We start from the raw sequence: 15493 nt of genomic DNA, 5'->3' as shown, positions 1-15493 counted from the left end.
TCAGCTCCCGAGGGCCAGGACCGGTACGAGGTCGCCGAGCCGCTCCACCAGGCGCCTGTGCCCGGCCACGAGCGTCACGCCATGGCAGCCCACCAGCTTCCTGCACGCCTCAGGGGACGGCTCGCGGGCGGTGACGACCAGGGCTCCGGCGTCGAGCGCCAGGTCGAAGGCTCCCAGATCGGCCGCGGTGACCAGCACCACCCCGTTCATCCCGCCCGGCTCGGACTCGGGACCGGGCGGGCAGGGCAACGGCATCGCGCCGCTGACGGGGGAGAAGGAGTAGACCTGCCTGATGCTCGCCTCCTGGGCGAGTTCGTCCGCGTGGGCGAGGTCGGTGATCATGATGCGGGCATGCGTGGCCGCCAGCCGTACGCCCAGGTCGGGGCCCTCCTCGAAAGGGAGGGCCCGCCCGCCCGCGGCGGTCACGGCGTAGGCCGCGACCGGGAAGCGGCAGCCCACCGGCAGGACCACGGCCACCGGGTCCCCTGGCATCAGGCCGCGTCTCACCAGGAGTTCGGCGGAGCGCGTGGCCCGCAGGGCGAGCGCGGCGTAGCTCAGGGACGCTCCCGTCTCCGCCTCGACCACCGCCCTGCGGGGGCCGAACGCGAGCGCCCGTTCCAGCGTCCTAGCCATGACTCCACGCTAGGAGCGCGGCTCCCTGCCCGCATGGCCAGGACTGTGTAGGCCGATGTGTAGTTCGGCTCCCCAGGCGGCGACCTGGGAGCGGGAGCTGAAGTTCAGCTTGGTCAGGATGTTGGCGACGTGGCGCGCGGCCGTCGCGGGGCTGATGAACAGCTCCTCCGCGATGGCCTTGTTGGACATGCCCCTGCGGATCAGCGCGACGATCTCGCGTTCGCGCGCGGTCAGCACGGTGGTCGCGCCGCCCGCCGGCTTGGCGACGCGGGCCGGGCGCACCCCCTCGAGGCCGTAGCGCACGGCCTCCTCCTCGCTCATCGCGCTCCCCATCGCCCACCACTGGCTGACCAGCCCGTCGCCCAGCCTGGCCCGCGCCCTGGCGAGCAGCGGCTCGGGGGAGGCGGAGGTGAAGGTGAACAGGCCCAGGCGCTGCTCCAGGGCCTTGGCCGCGGCCCAGAGGCGTACGGCGGGCTCCAGGTCCTCCTGCTCCTCGGCCAGGACGGCCAGCGCCATGAGCGCCGAGGCGACGGGCAGGTGCTGCCCCATGGACTGGCTCAGCCGCACGCACTCCCGGATGCGGTCTGTGGCGTCGTCGCCCTGGTCCTGGCGGGCCAGGATCAGCCCGAGCAGGCCCAGGGCCAGCGCCAGGAGCGGCTGCGAGCCGGCCTCGCCGGCCAGGGAGATCGCCCGGTCGAGCTGGCGCCGGGCGAAGTCGAGCTCGCCGAGGGCGTCGCCGAGCCGTCCCAGCTCCAGCCCTGCCCTGGCGGCGCCGTACAGCTGGCCGGTCTGCAGGTAGCACTCGATGGCGCCCTCGCCGCCCGCCAGGGCCTCCCTGCGGTGGCCTTCCAGGCCGGACACCGAGGCCAGGATCATCCGGGCGCCGGCCTCCAGGTATCCCGAGCCGCCCGGCCCGATCACCTCCAGGGCCTCCTGCGCGCGGGCGCGGGCCGGGGCGAGCTCGCCGCGGAAGACGGCCTGCATCGCCGAGATGTCGAGGGCGAAGCCGAGCAGGACGGGCGAGCCGGCCGCGCGGCACAGCTCCAGGCCACGGGCGACGGACCGTTCGGCCGCGGCGGAGTCGTGTTGTTCGAAGACGAGCGCCGAGTGGCAGACCAGCGCGTCGCCGACGAGCTCGGCCGGCTCGCCCTCGCTGCGCTCCAGAAAGGTCTCCAGCCAGCCGCGGCCCTCGGCGAAGGATCCGGTGATCATCCAGGCAGGCATGTAGGCGCAGGCCAGGCGGAGCCCGTGGGCGATCTGGCCGGAGGCGGCGGCCCAGGTCATGGCCTGCCGGGCGTTGTCGGCCAGGCGCAGCAGCAGGTCGCGCGCGGCCGCCCGGTCGGCCCAGGCGCGGTCGTCGGTCAGCCACATGTCGTGGCCGTGGCGGGTGGCCAGTGCGGCCAGGCCGTGCAGCAGGCGGTCGGCCATGGTGGCGCTCTCGCCCGCCTGCTCCAGCCGGTCGGCGGCGAACTGCCGGGTCGACTCCAGCAGCCGGTAGCAGGCGTCGCCCTGGTCGAACAGCACCAGCGACTTCTCGACCAGCAGGGCGAGCCGGTCGAGCACCTGGAAGGCGGGCAGGTCGCCGTCGGCGCACACCAGCTCGGCCAGGTCGAGGGTGAACGGGCCGCTGAAGGCCGACAGGCGGCGGAAGAGCACCTGCTCGGCGGGGGACAGGAGCGCGTGGCTCCAGTCGATGGTCGCCTGAAGGGTCCGCTGCCGGGCGGGCGTCGTGCGGGAGGCGGTGGTCAGCAGGCGGAAGCGGTCGCCGATGCGCTGGGCGATCTGGCCGGGCGACAACACGCAGGTGCGCGCGGCGGCCAGCTCCAGCGCCAGCGGCAGGCCGTCGAGGTCGCGGCAGAGCCGCTCGATGTCGGGGGCGTTGTCGGCCGTCAGCGCCAGGCCGGATCCGGCCGCGCGGGCCCGGTGGAGGAACAGCTCGACCGACTCGGCCTGCTCGATCGGCTGGCCCGGCAGCGGGACGGCCAGCGGGGGAACCCGCCACACCAGCTCGCCGGGGATCTTCAGCGGCTCGCGGCTGGTGGCCACCACCCGCAGCTCGGGACAGGCGGCCAGGAGCGACTCGGCCAGCTCCGCGCAGGGCTGCACGAGGTGTTCGCAGTTGTCGAGCACCAGCAGCAGCCGCTTGCCGTACAGGAAGTCGCGCAAGGAGTCGAGCAGCGGGCGCCCGCCCTCCTCGCGCAGGCCGAGCGTGCCGACGACCTCGTGCAGCACCAGGTCGGGACGGGTGAGTTTGGCCAGTTCGACCAGCCACACGCCGTCGGGGAAGTGTTCGACCACCCGGGTGGCCAGCTGGAGGGCGCAGCGGGTCTTGCCGATGCCGCCGATGCCGCTCAGGGTGAGCAGCCTGGTTTCGTGCACCAGGCGGCTCAACTCGTCGAGGTCTCTGCTCCGGCCGACGAACTGGTTGGGCTCGGCCGGGATGTTGTGCCTGCGCGGGCTCACTCTGGCCAGTGTGACACGCCCGGACTGGTCTCGCTCAGTGGTTGCCCCACGACCCTCGGTGCACGACGGCCTCGACGGGCTTCCTGCCGCGCTTCAGCGACGGCGAGGGACGGTCCTGGGCGCGGTAGCCGATGCTGATCACGCCGATGGCAGTGTAGGAGTCGGGCACGCCGAAGGCGGACCTGAACTTCCTGGTGTTCTCGCCCGGCGGGATGCCGAAGAAGCAGGCGCCCAGCCCCTCGTCGACCGCCGTCAGCAGCATGAGCAGGGAGGCGAAGCCGGTGTCGATGTCCCAGTACGGCACGGGCCAGCGGTTTTCGTCCTTGTCCTCCCAGCCCTTGTCGGAATCGGCGTAGCGGTCGAGGTAGGCCTGCTTGTGGGAGAGCGGGATGATCAGCAGGGGAGCGTTCATCAGGCCCTGCAGCCACGGGTCGTCGCCGCGGTCCTTGACGGCGGCCTTCCAGAAGGTCCGGATGTCGTCGCCTTCGAGCGTCAGGAAGGCCCAGCCCTGGCTGAAGCCCGCCGACGGCGCGTGCAGGGCGTTGCTCAGAATGCGTTCGCGGATCTCCGGCGGCACCGGCCGCTCGGGGTCGTAGTTGCGCACCATCCGGCGCTTGTCGACGACGTCCTGGAATTCCATCAGGCCCCCTTCACCTTGCGCCCAGCCTTCCACACGCCGGTGACATTTCGAGGGTCCGCCAGTACCGAGATGTCGGCGAGCGGGTCGGCCGACAGGGTGATCAGGTCGGCGTCGTGGCCCTCGGCCAGCACGCCGCTGCGCGGGGCCTGGCGGCCGAGGGTCAGGGGGCCGTTGGCGGTGGCGGCCTTGATCGCCTCCAGCGGGGAGAGCCCGCAGGCCGTCAGGTGCGCCAGCTCGCGCCCGTTGCGCCCCCACGAGTTGGGCCGCTCGGAGCCGCTGACGAAGACGTCGGTCCCCATCGCGAGGGTGACGCCCTTCTGGTGGGCGAGCGCGACGGCGTCGGCGTGGATTTCGGCGATCGCCTTGAGCTTGTCCATGTACATCGGCGGCAGCGAGCCGTCGGTGATCAGCTCGTCGATGATGGTCCTGGTGGCGACCAGGACCGCGTCCTTCTCGCGCATCAGCTCGCACACCTCCTCGTCGAGGTAGGTGCCGTGCTCGATGGTCTTCACCCCGGCCTCCAGCGCGGCGATCATGCCGGGCTTGCCGTGGCAGTGGGCGGCGACGCTGCGGTCGGCCATCGCGGCCACCTCGACGATCGCCCGCATCTCGGCGTCGGTGAACTGCTGGTGGATCGGGTGGTCCACGTCGGACAGCACGCCGCCGGAGGCGCAGATCTTGATCACCTTGGCGTTGCGCCGCAACTGGTCGCGCACGGCGCGCATGCACTCGTCCGGCCCGTCGGCCATGCGCAGCTCGCCGCCGTGGTGACCGTAGTCGACGACCCAGTTGTACGGCAGGCCGTGCAGGTCGCCGTGGCCCCCGGTGGCCGACAGGATGGCACCCGCGGCGTAGATGGACGGCCCCTCGACCGTGCCGTCCTCGACCGCGGGCGCGAGGTAGATGCCCAGCCCGCCGACCTCGCGGATGGAGGTGACGCCCGCGTCGAGCGCCGCCCTCAGGTCGGGCACGCACCTGGCGGCCCTGGTGGGGATCGGGACGGACACCACCTTGCTCGGCTCCAGGTCGGTGAGGCCGAACAGGTGGCTGTGGCAGTCCCACATGCCTGGCATGACGACGGGGACGTGCAGGTCGGACTCGCCTTGGGCGGGCCCGGCGTAGGTGATCACGCCGCCTTCGATCACCACCGTGCCGTGCCGTACGGGCTCGCCGTCGCCTGGAATGAGCAGATCAGCCGAAATGCGTGTCATGCGGGGAATCTAGTACGGCGAAGCCCTGCGAACACCAGGGCGGCGACGAGCCCGGCCAGCCAGCCGATGGCGATGCCGTAGGTGGCGCCGTCGAAGACGGAGTATCCGTTCCAGGTGCTGAAGCCCGAGCCCTCCTGCACGATCAGCGAGACCCAGGAGTGGAGCGCCCCCAAGGCGGAGGTGACCAGGAACGCGCAGATCCAGCTCAGGACGAACACGCCGGGGAAGGAGGGCCGGGCACCGCGCAGGGCGAGCCCGAGCAGGGCGGTCAGCAGAATGAGGGTCAGGAGCGCCATGGCGAAGGTCGCCAGCACGTCCGCCATCGTCAGCGCGGGCTCGAGGAACTCAGAAGTGAGCGGCTTGGGGAAGTCGAGTAGCCAGATCGGCCAGCCCGATTCCACGCGAAGGGGGAGCAGCCCGCCGACCACCATGAGCGCGGCCGGCACGGCCGCGCAGAGCGCCGCCGCCGCGAACGCGCGACCGGTGTGCCTGGGCGCTGGCGGTCCGTCGGAGACGCGTGTGCGGTGGTAGGCGACGAGCGCCGCCAGCCCGCCGAGCCAGCCGAAGAGCAGTGTCCAGCCGTTGGCGTGCGCGCCGAAGAGTGCTCTCCAATCGGTCGGCTCCAGTCCCGGCCAGTACCCACTGCCTATGGCGCCCTGGAAGAACACGGCGGCCGCCAGGAGTGCGACCATCGTCGCGCCCCAGCCGAGCAGGAAGGCGGCCAGTTTGCCGTGCCGTACCGGCACCACCCTGCGCAGGCCGACGACCAGGCCGTAGACGACCGCGGCCACGGCGGCGTAGGCGAGCACGGTCCAGACCAGCACGAGTGCCGGCGGGACCTCGCGGCTCACCAGGGGGAAGCTGGTGATCCCGTAGATCGTGTTGAAGAGGGAGGTGTAGTCGACGCGTTCCCAGTCGGGCCGGACGAAGGCGGCACAGCCCACGCTGACCAGCACCATCACGCCGACCACGGTGAGCGCGGCGGCCAGTGCGATCCGGCGGGCGCGGCCCAGCGTGACGTGGGCGTGGTCAGCGTTCACAAGCATCGGAGATCCTCGCCAGGGCGTCGTTGTAGTCGGTCGACGGGGATAACAGGTCACCTGAGGCGTCGGCCCGCGCGGCGTTCTCCAGCGCCAGACGCAGCTGGGTGTCGTCCGTCTCCTTGGCCTGCTGCAGGAACCAGGCGTCCTGGATGTCGTGACTCCTCCGCGTCTCCTCCCCGACCGCCCAGCAGACCTCCCCGTCGGGCCAGAGCGCGGGATGGGTCGCCCCCGCCGCCGCGGCGAAGAGCGCGGTGACGGCCGAGACGATCAGCAGAGCCCGCTTGGGCCGGTAGGGCTCCACGGCGGTGGCGCCTTTGGCATAGGCCAGGACCGACTCCAGGCCGTCGGCATCGTCGATCCGGTCGGTGAGGGCGTAGTCCACGAGGCGCGGCCCGTTGGTGCTGAGGATGACGTTCGACGGCCGCAGGTCGCCGTGGGCGATCCCCGCCTGGCGCAGGGCGTCCACGGCCTCGTGCAGGCACGAGCTCAGCTCGCCGAGGTAGCCGCCGACCGGGCCGTGCTCCTGGAGCGTGGGCCCCTCCAAGTAGGCGGTGGCCACCCAGGGCCGCTCGGCGTCGAGGTCGGCGTCGAGGATGGGGGCGAGGTGGCGGCTGGATACGGCTCGGGCCTCGGGCAGCCAGGCGCGTAGTCCCACGGTGTATTCAGGCGTGAGGTACTTGAGCGCCACCAGCTGCCCGGAAGCGGACTGGGCGAGGAAGGTCTCTCCCTCGCCCAGTCGCCTGATGACGGTGTAGTGCGCTGTCTCCACGGCGGGAGACTAGCGATAAGCGCTATTGCTTCGTTATGCGCACGGCGTCGGCGATCACGTAGCCGACTCCGCTGGTCCAGCGGCTCACGCCGACGATGTTCTGGTCGCCCGCGTTGAGGGTGAAGGTGCCGATGCTCTGCCAGCTCCCGCCACCGGTGCGCTGGTTCACGCGGACCGACTGGTTACCGCCGGAGGCGGCCACGATGTACGGAGTGGAGTCGTTGTAGCCGGCGTCGGCCGGGTACCAGACGTCCACGCGGTAGGTGCCCGCGCTGGGGATGTTGGCGCGGTACCAGGCCGGGTCGCTGACCGCCTCGGGGTTGGCGAAGCGGTAGTTGGCGCCGTACTTCTGGGCCGAGTAGGTCGAGGTGCCCCAGTTGGCCGAGGCGGTGGGGCTGTCGACGATGGTGGACCAGGTCGAGGTGCTGCCGGTCACCAGCTCCATGTACTTGGACCAGTTCCAGTACTGCCCGGGGTCGGTGTGGGTGGCGCCGGGGACCTCGTTGTGGCCGATGATGTAGGAGCGGGTCTTCGGGATGCCGTACCGCTCGCACATGGCCTTGGTCAGCGCCGCGGAGGCGCGGTACATGGCGTCGGTGAACCACGAGGCGTTGTTGACGAAGCCCTCGTGCTCGATGCCGATCGAGCGCTGGTTGTAGGTCCAGTTGCCGGCGTGCCAGCCGATGTCCTTGTTGCGGACCATCTGGGTGACGTCACCGTCGGAGGAGCGGATGACGTAGTGCGCGGAGACACCGGCGCTGGGGTTCTGGAACCACGAGATCGAGCCCGCGTAGGAGCCCTGGGTCACGTGGATGACGATGCGGTCGATCGCGTTGGAGGTCGGCCGGTTGGCGACCGTGTAGTTGCTGGAGCTGGCCGGCACCCAGTGGGCGGGGCCGTAGTCGGTGCTGAGGATCTCGGCGAAGCTGCGGGCGCGGTCGTGCTTGCCGCGCTGGGGCTGCACCGGGCTGGCGGCCACGGAGACGTCGGGGGTGGACAGGCCCTTGTTGAGCACCTCGTAGACGGCGTCGCCGTAGATGCGGGCGACCTCGGGGCTGGCGACGTTGCCGTACTGGACGACCGCCTCGTACCAGGCGGCGGGGTCCTTGCGGTCGATGTCGCCGGCGAGCGAGCCGAGGACGGCGGCGGCGCCGAGGATGTTGGCGGCGGTGTCGGTCTTGAGCTGGTCGGCGCTGAGCCCGGTCAGCTCGGCGGCCTTCTCCAGGTTCTTGGTGGAGGGGTTGCTGACCAGGTGCATGACCCCGTAGCCGCCGCTGGCGCTGGGTTCTCCGCCGTGCCCGTCGAGATGGGTTTCGGCGTAGCCCAGCGCCACCAGCAGGTCGCGCGGCACGTCGTAGGTCTGCGCGGCCTTGTCGAAGGCGTCCGACAGGGGGCTCGTGGCGGCCTGGGCCGGGGCGGCCACGAACAGCGCGAGGACGAGGGAGACGGAGGCAACTAATCGCATGTCAACTCCTTTGGGGGGTTGACCGCACCATACGATCATCTGTCGATAATTGCCAGGGCCCATTTGTCAGATGAAACTTTTCGTCCTATGACACCCTGGTCACCCTGATGGCGTCGGCGACCACGTAGCCGGGCGTGGTGGTCCACCGGCTCACCCCGACCACCTTCTGGGTGCCCGCCGTGAAGGCGAAGGTGCCCAGGTGCTGCCATGAACCGCCCGCGACGGTCTGGTTGATCTCGATCGTGTTCCCCTTGACGAGATGCGGCGCCACAGTGTTGTAGCCCTTGTTCGCCGGGTACCAGACGTCGATCTTGTACTTGCCGTCCGAGGGCAGCTTGGCGGTGAACCAGGCGGCGTCGGCCGTCTTGGCGGGCTTGGCGAACCGGTACGTCTTGCCGTACTTCTGGCCGGAGAAGTCGGAGCTGCCCCAGTTGGCACTGCCGGTCGGGGTGTCGATCACCGCGCTCCAGGCGCCAGGCGGCTTGGGCTTGGGGTTGCCGGGGTCGGGCGTGCTGGTGCCGTTGACCAGCTGCATGTAGCGGTTCCAGTTCCAGTGGGGTCCCGGATCGGTGTGGTCGGCGCCCGGCACCTCCTTGTGGGCGATGATGTGCTTGCGGTCCTTCGGGATGCGGTACTTGTCGCAGATGGCCCTGGTCAGCGCCGCCGACGCGCGATACATGGCGTCGGTGAACCACGAGGCGTTGTTGACGAAGCCCTCGTGCTCGATGCCGATCGAGCGGCGGTTGTAGGAGCTGTTGCCGGCGTGCCAGCCGATGTCCTTGTGGCGGACCATCTGCGTGATGTCGCCGTCCTTGGAACGCACCACGTAGTGCGCCGAGACGCGGGAGCGCGGATTCTGGAACCACGAGATCGCGCCCGCGTAGGAGCCCTGCGTGACGTGGATGACGACACGGTCGACGCTGGTGCGGTTGCCGGCGGTGTAGTTGCTCGCGCTGGCCGCGATCCAGTGCGCCGCGGGGTAGTCGGCGCTGATCACCTGGGCGAAGCTGCGGGCGTTCTCCAGCTCGCCGCGCTGGGGCTGCACCGGGCTGGGCGTGATGGAGACCTCGGGGGTGGTCAGGCCCTTGTTGAGCACCTCGTAGACCGCGTCGGTGTAGAGGCGGGCGACGGTGTCGGAGGCGGCGCCCGAGTAGGCGGCGACCGCCGGGTACCAGGCGGCCAGGTCCTTGCGGTTGATCTGGCCTGCCAGGGAGGCCAGGACGGCCGAGCCGCCCAGGATGTTCGCGGTGGTGTCGGTCTTGACCCGATCGGCGCTCTCCCCGGTGAGCTGTGCGGCCTTCTCCAGGGGTCCGGGGCTGACCAGGTGCATCATGCCGTACCCGCCGCTGGCGCTGGGCTGGCCCTCGTGGGCGTCCAGGCGTGACTCGGTGTAGGCGATGGCGACCAGGAGGTCGGCCGGGACGTCGAACGCGGTGGCGGCCTTGGTGAAGGCGTCGCTCAGAGGGCTCGTCGCGGCCTGGGCAGGCGCTGGGAGGTGGGCGAGCAGCAGCAGCGAGACTGCAGCCGCCAGCCGGGCGGTCCGCATGGGGTGATCTCCTCAGTCAACGGGTAACAACGCGTGCAGGCTACGGAGCAGCATGTTGAAATATCGCCCCATGTGACGATTGAGGTATGACCGCTTGACACCAAAGCCCCGATAGCCTTGACGGGTGCGTATCGCAAGGTTCTCCACAGGTGAGGGTGTCTCTTTCGGTGTCGTCGAGGGCGATTTCATCTCGACGGTCGCCGGTCACCCGTTCAACCAGATCCAGTTCACCGGCGAGCGCTTCCCGCTGGCCGAGGTGCGGCTGGTGGCGCCCATGCTGCCGAGCAAGGTCGTGGCGATCGGCCGCAACTACGCCGAGCACGCCGCCGAACTGGGCAACGAGGTGCCGGAAGAGCCCCTGATCTTCATGAAGCCGTCGACGTCGGTGATCGGTCCCGGCGAGTCGATCGCCTACCCGACCTCGCTGTCGCAGCGGGTCGACTTCGAGGGCGAGCTCGCCGTGGTCATCGGCCGCCTGTGCCGCGAGGTCCCGGCTGAGCGGGTCAAGGACGTCATCTTCGGCTACACCTGCGCCAACGACGTGACCGCGCGCGACCTCCAGAAAAAGGACGTGCAATTCACCCGCGCGAAGGGGTTCGATACGTTCTGTCCGATCGGCCCGTGGATCGAGACCGACCTCGACCCCTCCGACCTGGCCCTGACCACGACGGTCAACGGAGACGTACGGCAGAGCGGACGCACCAGCCAGCTCATCCACGACATCCCCGCGCTGGTCTCCTACGTCAGCGCGGTCATGACGCTGATCCCCGGCGATGTCATCCTGACCGGCACCCCCGCGGGCGTGGGCCCGATGGAGGTCGGCGACGAGGTCAGCGTGGGCATCGAGGGCATCGGCACTTTGACGAACAAGGTGGTCTCCCGTGATTAGGGTCCGATTCGCACCCTCCCCGACCGGCATGTTCCACGTCGGCGGCGCCCGCACGGCGCTGTTCAACTGGGCGCTGGCCGAGCAGTCCGGTGGTGTCTTCGTGCTGCGCATCGAAGACACCGACGCCTCCCGCAACCAGCCCGAGTGGACCGAGGGCATCATCTCGGCGCTGGCCTGGATCGGGATCAACGGCACCAACCCGGTCTTCGAGGGACCCTACTTCCAGTCCACCTTCGAGCCGCAGCACCGCGAGGCCGTCGCCAAGCTGCTGGCCGACGGGCGCGCCTACTTCTGCGACTGCACCCGCGAAGACCTGGTCGCCCGCACCGGCTCCGAGCACAAGGGCTACGACGGCCACTGCCGCGAGCGCGGGCTCAGCGCGGGCGCCGTGCGCTTCCGCACCCCCGACGAGGGCGTCACCGTGGTCGACGACATCATCAGGGGCCGGGTGGAGTTCCCCAACGACGCCCAGGAAGACTTCGTCATCGCCCGCACCGACGGCTCGCCGCTCTACGTGCTGGCCAACGCGGTCGACGACATCACCCAGAACATCACCCACGTCGTGCGCGGCGAGGAGCACCTGGGCAACGCCGCCAAGCAGGTCATGCTCTGGCCCGCGCTCGGCGCCACCACGCCGGTCTGGGCGCACCTGCCCGTCATCGTCAACGAGCAGCGCAAGAAGCTGTCCAAGCGCCGCGACAAGGTCGCCCTCGAGTCCTACCGTGACGAGGGCTACCTGGCCGAAGCGATGGTCAACTACCTCATGCTGCTCGGCTGGGGCCCCGGCGGCGACCGCGAGATCATGCCGTGGGCCGAGATGATGCCGCTGTTCTCCCTCGAGAACGTCAACTCCGCCAGCGCCTTCTTCGACGAGAAGAAGCTGCGCGCGTTCAACGGCGAGTACATCCGGGCGCTCCCGCTGGAGATCTTCGAGGAGCGGTGCCTGCCGTACCTCGACCCCTCCTGGGACGCCGAGCTGTTCAGCAAGGTCGCGCCGCTGGCCCAGACCCGCATCCCGGTGCTGAGCGAGATTCGGCAGAACGTCGACTTCCTCTTCCTCGACGAGCCCGTCTTCGACGAGGCGTCGTGGGACAAGGCGATGAAGAAGAACCCCGTCGAGATCCTCACCGGCTACCTGTCGGCGCTCGAGGTGGTCAACTGGGACCCCGAGTCGTTGAAGGACGCCCTGCTGAAGGTGGGCGAGGAGCTCGGCATGGGGCTCAGCAAGGCGCAGGCGCCGGTGCGGGTGGCCATCACCGGGCGCACCGTCGGGCTGCCGCTGTTCGAGTCGATCGAGGTGCTCGGGCGCGCGAAGTCGGTCGAGCGGGTGCGCGCGGCGCTGGCCAAGCTCGGCGCCTAGACGGCGACACGGCCCTCCCTCCTACGGCCGGCCGTGGGAGGGAGGGCGCGTGCGGCGGTCAGCACCGTGAAAACCCTTTGCCCGGTGCGCCCCCGCTTCCGCATCCTGGCGTGGTGCATCTCCTCGAAGCACGTGCCCTCACCAAACGTTTCGGACCCGTCACCGCCGTCGACGGCCTCGACCTGACCGTCGGCCCCGGCGAGGTGGTCGGCCTGCTCGGCCCCAACGGCGCCGGCAAGTCCACCACCCTCCACATGCTGCTCGGCCTCATCACCCCCGACCACGGCTCCGTCGAGCTGTTCGGCATGGACCTGCAGCGCCACCGCATCGAGGTGCTGAGCCGCATCAACTTCGCCGCCAGCTACGTCGACCTGCCCGGCGTCCTGTACGTCCAGGAGATCCTGGAGGCCTACGCCGACCTCTACGCCGTGCCCCAGAGCCGCGTGCGCGACATGATCGACCTGCTGGAGCTCGGACGGCTGCGCAAACGCAGGTACATGGAGCTCTCCTCAGGCCAGCGCACCCGCGTCCAGCTCGGCAAGGCGCTCATCAACGAGCCCGACCTGCTCATCCTCGACGAGCCCACCGCCAACCTCGACCCCGACGCGGGCGACCGCGTCCGCTCCCTGCTGGTACGGCTCGCGCGCGACAACGGCCGCGCCATGCTCATCACCTCGCACAACATGCCCGAGGTCGAGCGCATGTGCGACCGCATCCACTTCATGGCCGAAGGCCGCATCATCGCCAGCGGCAGCGCCGCCGAGCTGACCACGAGCTTCGGCGCCGACGACCTCGAAGAGGTCTTCCTGAAGGTGGCACGCCGATGACCGCCCTGACGCTCCCGGCCCGCGCGCAACGGGTGCGCGGCGTCGTGCGCCGCGACTTCGCCGCCCTGCGCCGCAGCCCGATCCGGATGTTCGAGATCGTCTTCTGGCCGACCGTGGAACTGGTGTTGTGGGGGTTCGTCACCCTGTTTCTCCAGTCGCAGCAGGTGCCGTTCGTGGTCGGCTTCCTGCTCGGCGCCGTCCTGCTCTGGCAGGTGCTGCAGAAGGCGAGCAACGAGATCTCCATCGCCTTCCTGGAGGACATCTGGAGCAGGAACCTGCTCAACGTCCAGGTCAGCCCGCTGTCCAGCGGCGAGTACCTGCTCGGCCTGATGCTCTTCGCGCTCGGCAAGGTCGTGGTGGCCGTCGCCCTGATGGCGGTGCTGAGCATGCTGCTGTACGGCTTCGGCATCACGGCGGTCGGCGCCGGGCTGGTCCCCTTCATGGCGCTGCTGCTCGTCATGGGATGGAGCCTCGGCCTCGTCGGCATCGCCGCCGTGCTCAGGTTCGGCGAGAACGCCCAGGTCATCGCCTGGTCGCTGGTGTTCGTCGCCCAGCCGCTGACGGGCATCTTCTACCCGGTCAGCGTGCTGCCCGAGCCACTGCAGGCCGTCGCCCACGCCATCCCCGGAACGTACGTGTTCGAGGGCATGCGCACCGTCCTGAGCGGCGGCGCCGTACCGTGGGCGGACCTCGCGGTGGCGGCGGTGCTGGACGTCGTGTACCTGGCGGCGGCGCTGGGGGTCTTCGCGTGGGCCCTGCGCTATGCCAGGGCCCACGGGAAGTTGTCGCGGTTCGGCGACTAACGGCGGGCGATGGCCCTGACGGCGCTGCCGCTTCCGCTTCCGGCGAGGGAGACGGCCGCCCCGGCCGCCATGGCGAGCCAGAGCCCCGTCACCCCGATCCACCCGCTGAGCAGGTAGGCGGCAGGCAGTTGCACGGCGAAGCCCGCGAGGGTGGCGGCCAGCAGGCGGGCGCCGCGGCCCGAGGCCTGGAGGACTCCGCCGACGGCGAGCAGGGTGGCGAAGGGCAGCAGGTAGAGCGGCATCCACCGCAGGAACGCCACCGCCTGTTCGGCCACCGCCGGGTCGCCGGTGAACCACGAGGCGGCGGGGGAGGCGACCAGGTTGAGCACCAGAGCCACGACGGCCCCGGTGACCAGGCCGATCTTCGCGGGGGAGGGGAGAGGCTCCGATCGGGCGGTGGCGATCATCGTGGCCTGGCGGACGGCGTAGAACGCCATCACCCCGGCGAGCATGATCTTCAGGCCGATGCCGTACCCGGCCTGGGCGGACAGGCCGAAGGCGGCGACCAGGTCGACCATGACGAGGCCGACCACGGAACGGCTCAGGAAATCCCCTGACATGGGCAGGCCGGTGCGCAGGATCGGCCACGGGGACGCCCAGCCGGCGCCGTCGCGCGGCGTGAGCCTGGCGGTGAGGGCGATGAGCAGCGTGATCGCGCGGGCGAGGACCGTGGCGAGCGCCGCACCCTGGACGCCCAGGTCGAGGACGTAGATGAACAGCGGGTCGAGGACGATCACCAGCGCGTTGCAGATCAGGGCGTTGCGCATGGGGAGCTTGGTGTTGCCGCGGCCCTTGGCGACGGCGTCCACGCAGGTCTGGGCGAAGTAGACGGGGAGGCCGGCCAGGCTGACGGCCAGGAAGCCGGCGGTCAGGGCGGCGGTGGCGGGGTCGGGGGCGAGCAGGGCGGACAGGTGGTGGCGCAGGGGGAGGGCGAGTGCGGCGATCGAGGTGCCGATGACGATGGTGGCCAGCCAGCCGGTGCGCACGAGAGGGCGGATGGGGCTGATGGAGCCACCGGCGTCGCCGGCGTGGGCGTCGTTGCGGCCGATCAGGACGGTGAGCCCGGTCGGGACGGCGAGGAAGAGGCCGTAGAGGAGGTATTCGACGGTGGTCGCGATCGTGACGGCGGCGATCGCCGACGGTCCCAGGCCGGAGACCCAGAGCAGGTCGATCACGCTGACGGCTACGACCGCTGTGAGCAGTTCGACGTAGATGGGGGCGGCGAGCCGGAGGAGCATGGACTTACCTCTTTTCGATTTATCTCGAATAGAGGTATAGCGGTACGATGTATCCCGTGTCCAATGAGTTGAGCCTCGCGATCCTCGGCTTCCTCTTCGAGCGCCAGATGCACGGCTACGAGCTGAAAAGCCGCCTTGTGGCGCTGTCCGGCCACAGACGCCCGATCAGCGACGGCGCCCTCTACCCCGCCATCGCCCGCCTCCGCGAGAAGGGCCTGGTCGTCGCCCATGAGGAGCGCGGCTCGGCCGCCGCCGCCCGCCACATGCTCACCCTGACCCTCCCCGGTCGCGAGGAACTCATGGACAGGCTCCGCTCCCCGAAGGACGTCGAGATCACCGACCAGACCAGGTTCTTCACCCTGCTGACCTTCCTGTCCGTGCTGCCCGACCGCGCCGACCAGGTCAAGGTGCTGCGCCGCCGCCTCGACTTCCTGGAGACCCCGGCGAGCTTCTTCTACGACTCCGGAAAGCCCGTCAGGGCCGAGGAGGAACCGGATCCGTTCCGCCGGGGCATGCTCCTGGTCGCGCGCGCCACCGGCACCGCCGAGAAAGAATGGCTGAGGGCGACGATCGAGGAACTGTCCTTGCCGCAATAGCTCCTAGCGT

The 15493-nt window shown here is 70.3% G+C and carries 14 protein-coding genes; 5 read left to right on the top strand and 9 right to left on the bottom strand.

Features of this window, described 5'->3' with window-relative positions; genetic code table 11:
• The 8 genes from HNR30_RS26850 to HNR30_RS26815 form a co-directional block, all read right to left on the bottom strand.
• The gene (locus tag HNR30_RS26850) at positions 1–633 is read right to left on the bottom strand and encodes an AMP-binding protein (protein WP_181612770.1); all 633 of its coding nucleotides are present in this window, start codon (positions 631–633) and stop codon (positions 1–3) included.
• A 9-nt stretch (positions 634–642) separates the two neighbouring features.
• The gene (locus HNR30_RS26845; RefSeq protein WP_181612769.1) at positions 643–3096 is read right to left on the bottom strand and encodes a LuxR C-terminal-related transcriptional regulator; all 2454 of its coding nucleotides are present in this window, start codon (positions 3094–3096) and stop codon (positions 643–645) included.
• A gap of 34 nt (positions 3097–3130) precedes the next feature.
• On the bottom strand, positions 3131–3736 hold the full coding sequence (locus HNR30_RS26840) for a nitroreductase family protein (RefSeq protein ID WP_181612768.1): 606 nt from the start codon (positions 3734–3736) through the stop codon (positions 3131–3133).
• Positions 3736–4947, bottom strand: a complete 1212-nt coding sequence (locus HNR30_RS26835) for a metal-dependent hydrolase family protein (RefSeq protein WP_181612767.1) — start codon at positions 4945–4947, stop codon at positions 3736–3738. The genes HNR30_RS26840 and HNR30_RS26835 overlap by 1 nt, the downstream gene beginning before the upstream one ends.
• Positions 4944–5993 carry a hypothetical protein gene (locus HNR30_RS26830; protein ID WP_181612766.1) on the bottom strand — a complete coding sequence of 350 codons (1050 nt, stop codon included), beginning with the start codon at positions 5991–5993 and terminating at the stop codon, positions 4944–4946. The genes HNR30_RS26835 and HNR30_RS26830 overlap by 4 nt, the downstream gene beginning before the upstream one ends.
• The gene (locus HNR30_RS26825) at positions 5977–6759 is read right to left on the bottom strand and encodes a protein kinase family protein (protein ID WP_181612765.1); all 783 of its coding nucleotides are present in this window, start codon (positions 6757–6759) and stop codon (positions 5977–5979) included. The genes HNR30_RS26830 and HNR30_RS26825 overlap by 17 nt, the downstream gene beginning before the upstream one ends.
• A 22-nt stretch (positions 6760–6781) precedes the next feature.
• A complete protein-coding gene (locus tag HNR30_RS26820; protein WP_181612764.1) occupies positions 6782–8224 on the bottom strand; it encodes a golvesin C-terminal-like domain-containing protein in 1443 nt (480 codons plus the stop codon).
• An 85-nt stretch (positions 8225–8309) separates the two neighbouring features.
• Positions 8310–9770, bottom strand: coding sequence for an N-acetylmuramoyl-L-alanine amidase (locus HNR30_RS26815; RefSeq protein ID WP_181612763.1), 1461 nt, complete (start codon positions 9768–9770; stop codon positions 8310–8312).
• Between the two features lie 124 nt (positions 9771–9894).
• Here HNR30_RS26815 and HNR30_RS26810 point away from each other — a divergent pair, with 124 nt between their 5' ends.
• From HNR30_RS26810 to HNR30_RS26795, 4 genes are all read left to right on the top strand, one after another.
• On the top strand, positions 9895–10659 hold the full coding sequence (locus tag HNR30_RS26810) for a fumarylacetoacetate hydrolase family protein (RefSeq protein WP_181612762.1): 765 nt from the start codon (positions 9895–9897) through the stop codon (positions 10657–10659).
• Positions 10660–10687: 28 nt separating this feature from the next.
• Positions 10688–12019, top strand: a complete 1332-nt coding sequence (gltX, locus tag HNR30_RS26805; RefSeq protein WP_220134097.1) for a glutamate--tRNA ligase — start codon at positions 10688–10690, stop codon at positions 12017–12019.
• 113 nt (positions 12020–12132) lie between these two features.
• Positions 12133–12846 (top strand): ABC transporter ATP-binding protein, encoded by a 714-nt coding sequence (locus tag HNR30_RS26800; protein WP_181612760.1) that lies wholly within the window; start codon positions 12133–12135, stop codon positions 12844–12846.
• Entirely contained in the window at positions 12843–13649 is an 807-nt protein-coding gene (locus HNR30_RS26795; RefSeq protein WP_181612759.1) for an ABC transporter permease, read from the top strand. The genes HNR30_RS26800 and HNR30_RS26795 overlap by 4 nt, the downstream gene beginning before the upstream one ends.
• Here the strand turns inward: HNR30_RS26795 and HNR30_RS26790 are convergent.
• Positions 13646–14887 carry an MATE family efflux transporter gene (locus HNR30_RS26790; RefSeq protein WP_181612758.1) on the bottom strand — a complete coding sequence of 414 codons (1242 nt, stop codon included), beginning with the start codon at positions 14885–14887 and terminating at the stop codon, positions 13646–13648. The two genes, HNR30_RS26795 and HNR30_RS26790, sit on opposite strands and share 4 nt — an antisense overlap.
• 56 nt (positions 14888–14943) lie before the next feature.
• Between HNR30_RS26790 and HNR30_RS26785 the strand changes: the two genes are divergently transcribed.
• On the top strand, positions 14944–15483 hold the full coding sequence (locus tag HNR30_RS26785) for a PadR family transcriptional regulator (RefSeq protein WP_312894658.1): 540 nt from the start codon (positions 14944–14946) through the stop codon (positions 15481–15483).
• Positions 15484–15493 lie beyond the last annotated feature (10 nt).

This window comes from Nonomuraea soli, assembly GCF_013761175.1.
GTDB lineage: Bacteria > Actinomycetota > Actinomycetes > Streptosporangiales > Streptosporangiaceae > Nonomuraea > Nonomuraea soli.
Note: the sequence above shows the minus strand (reverse complement) of the source record. Positions and strands in the feature narration are given on the sequence as shown.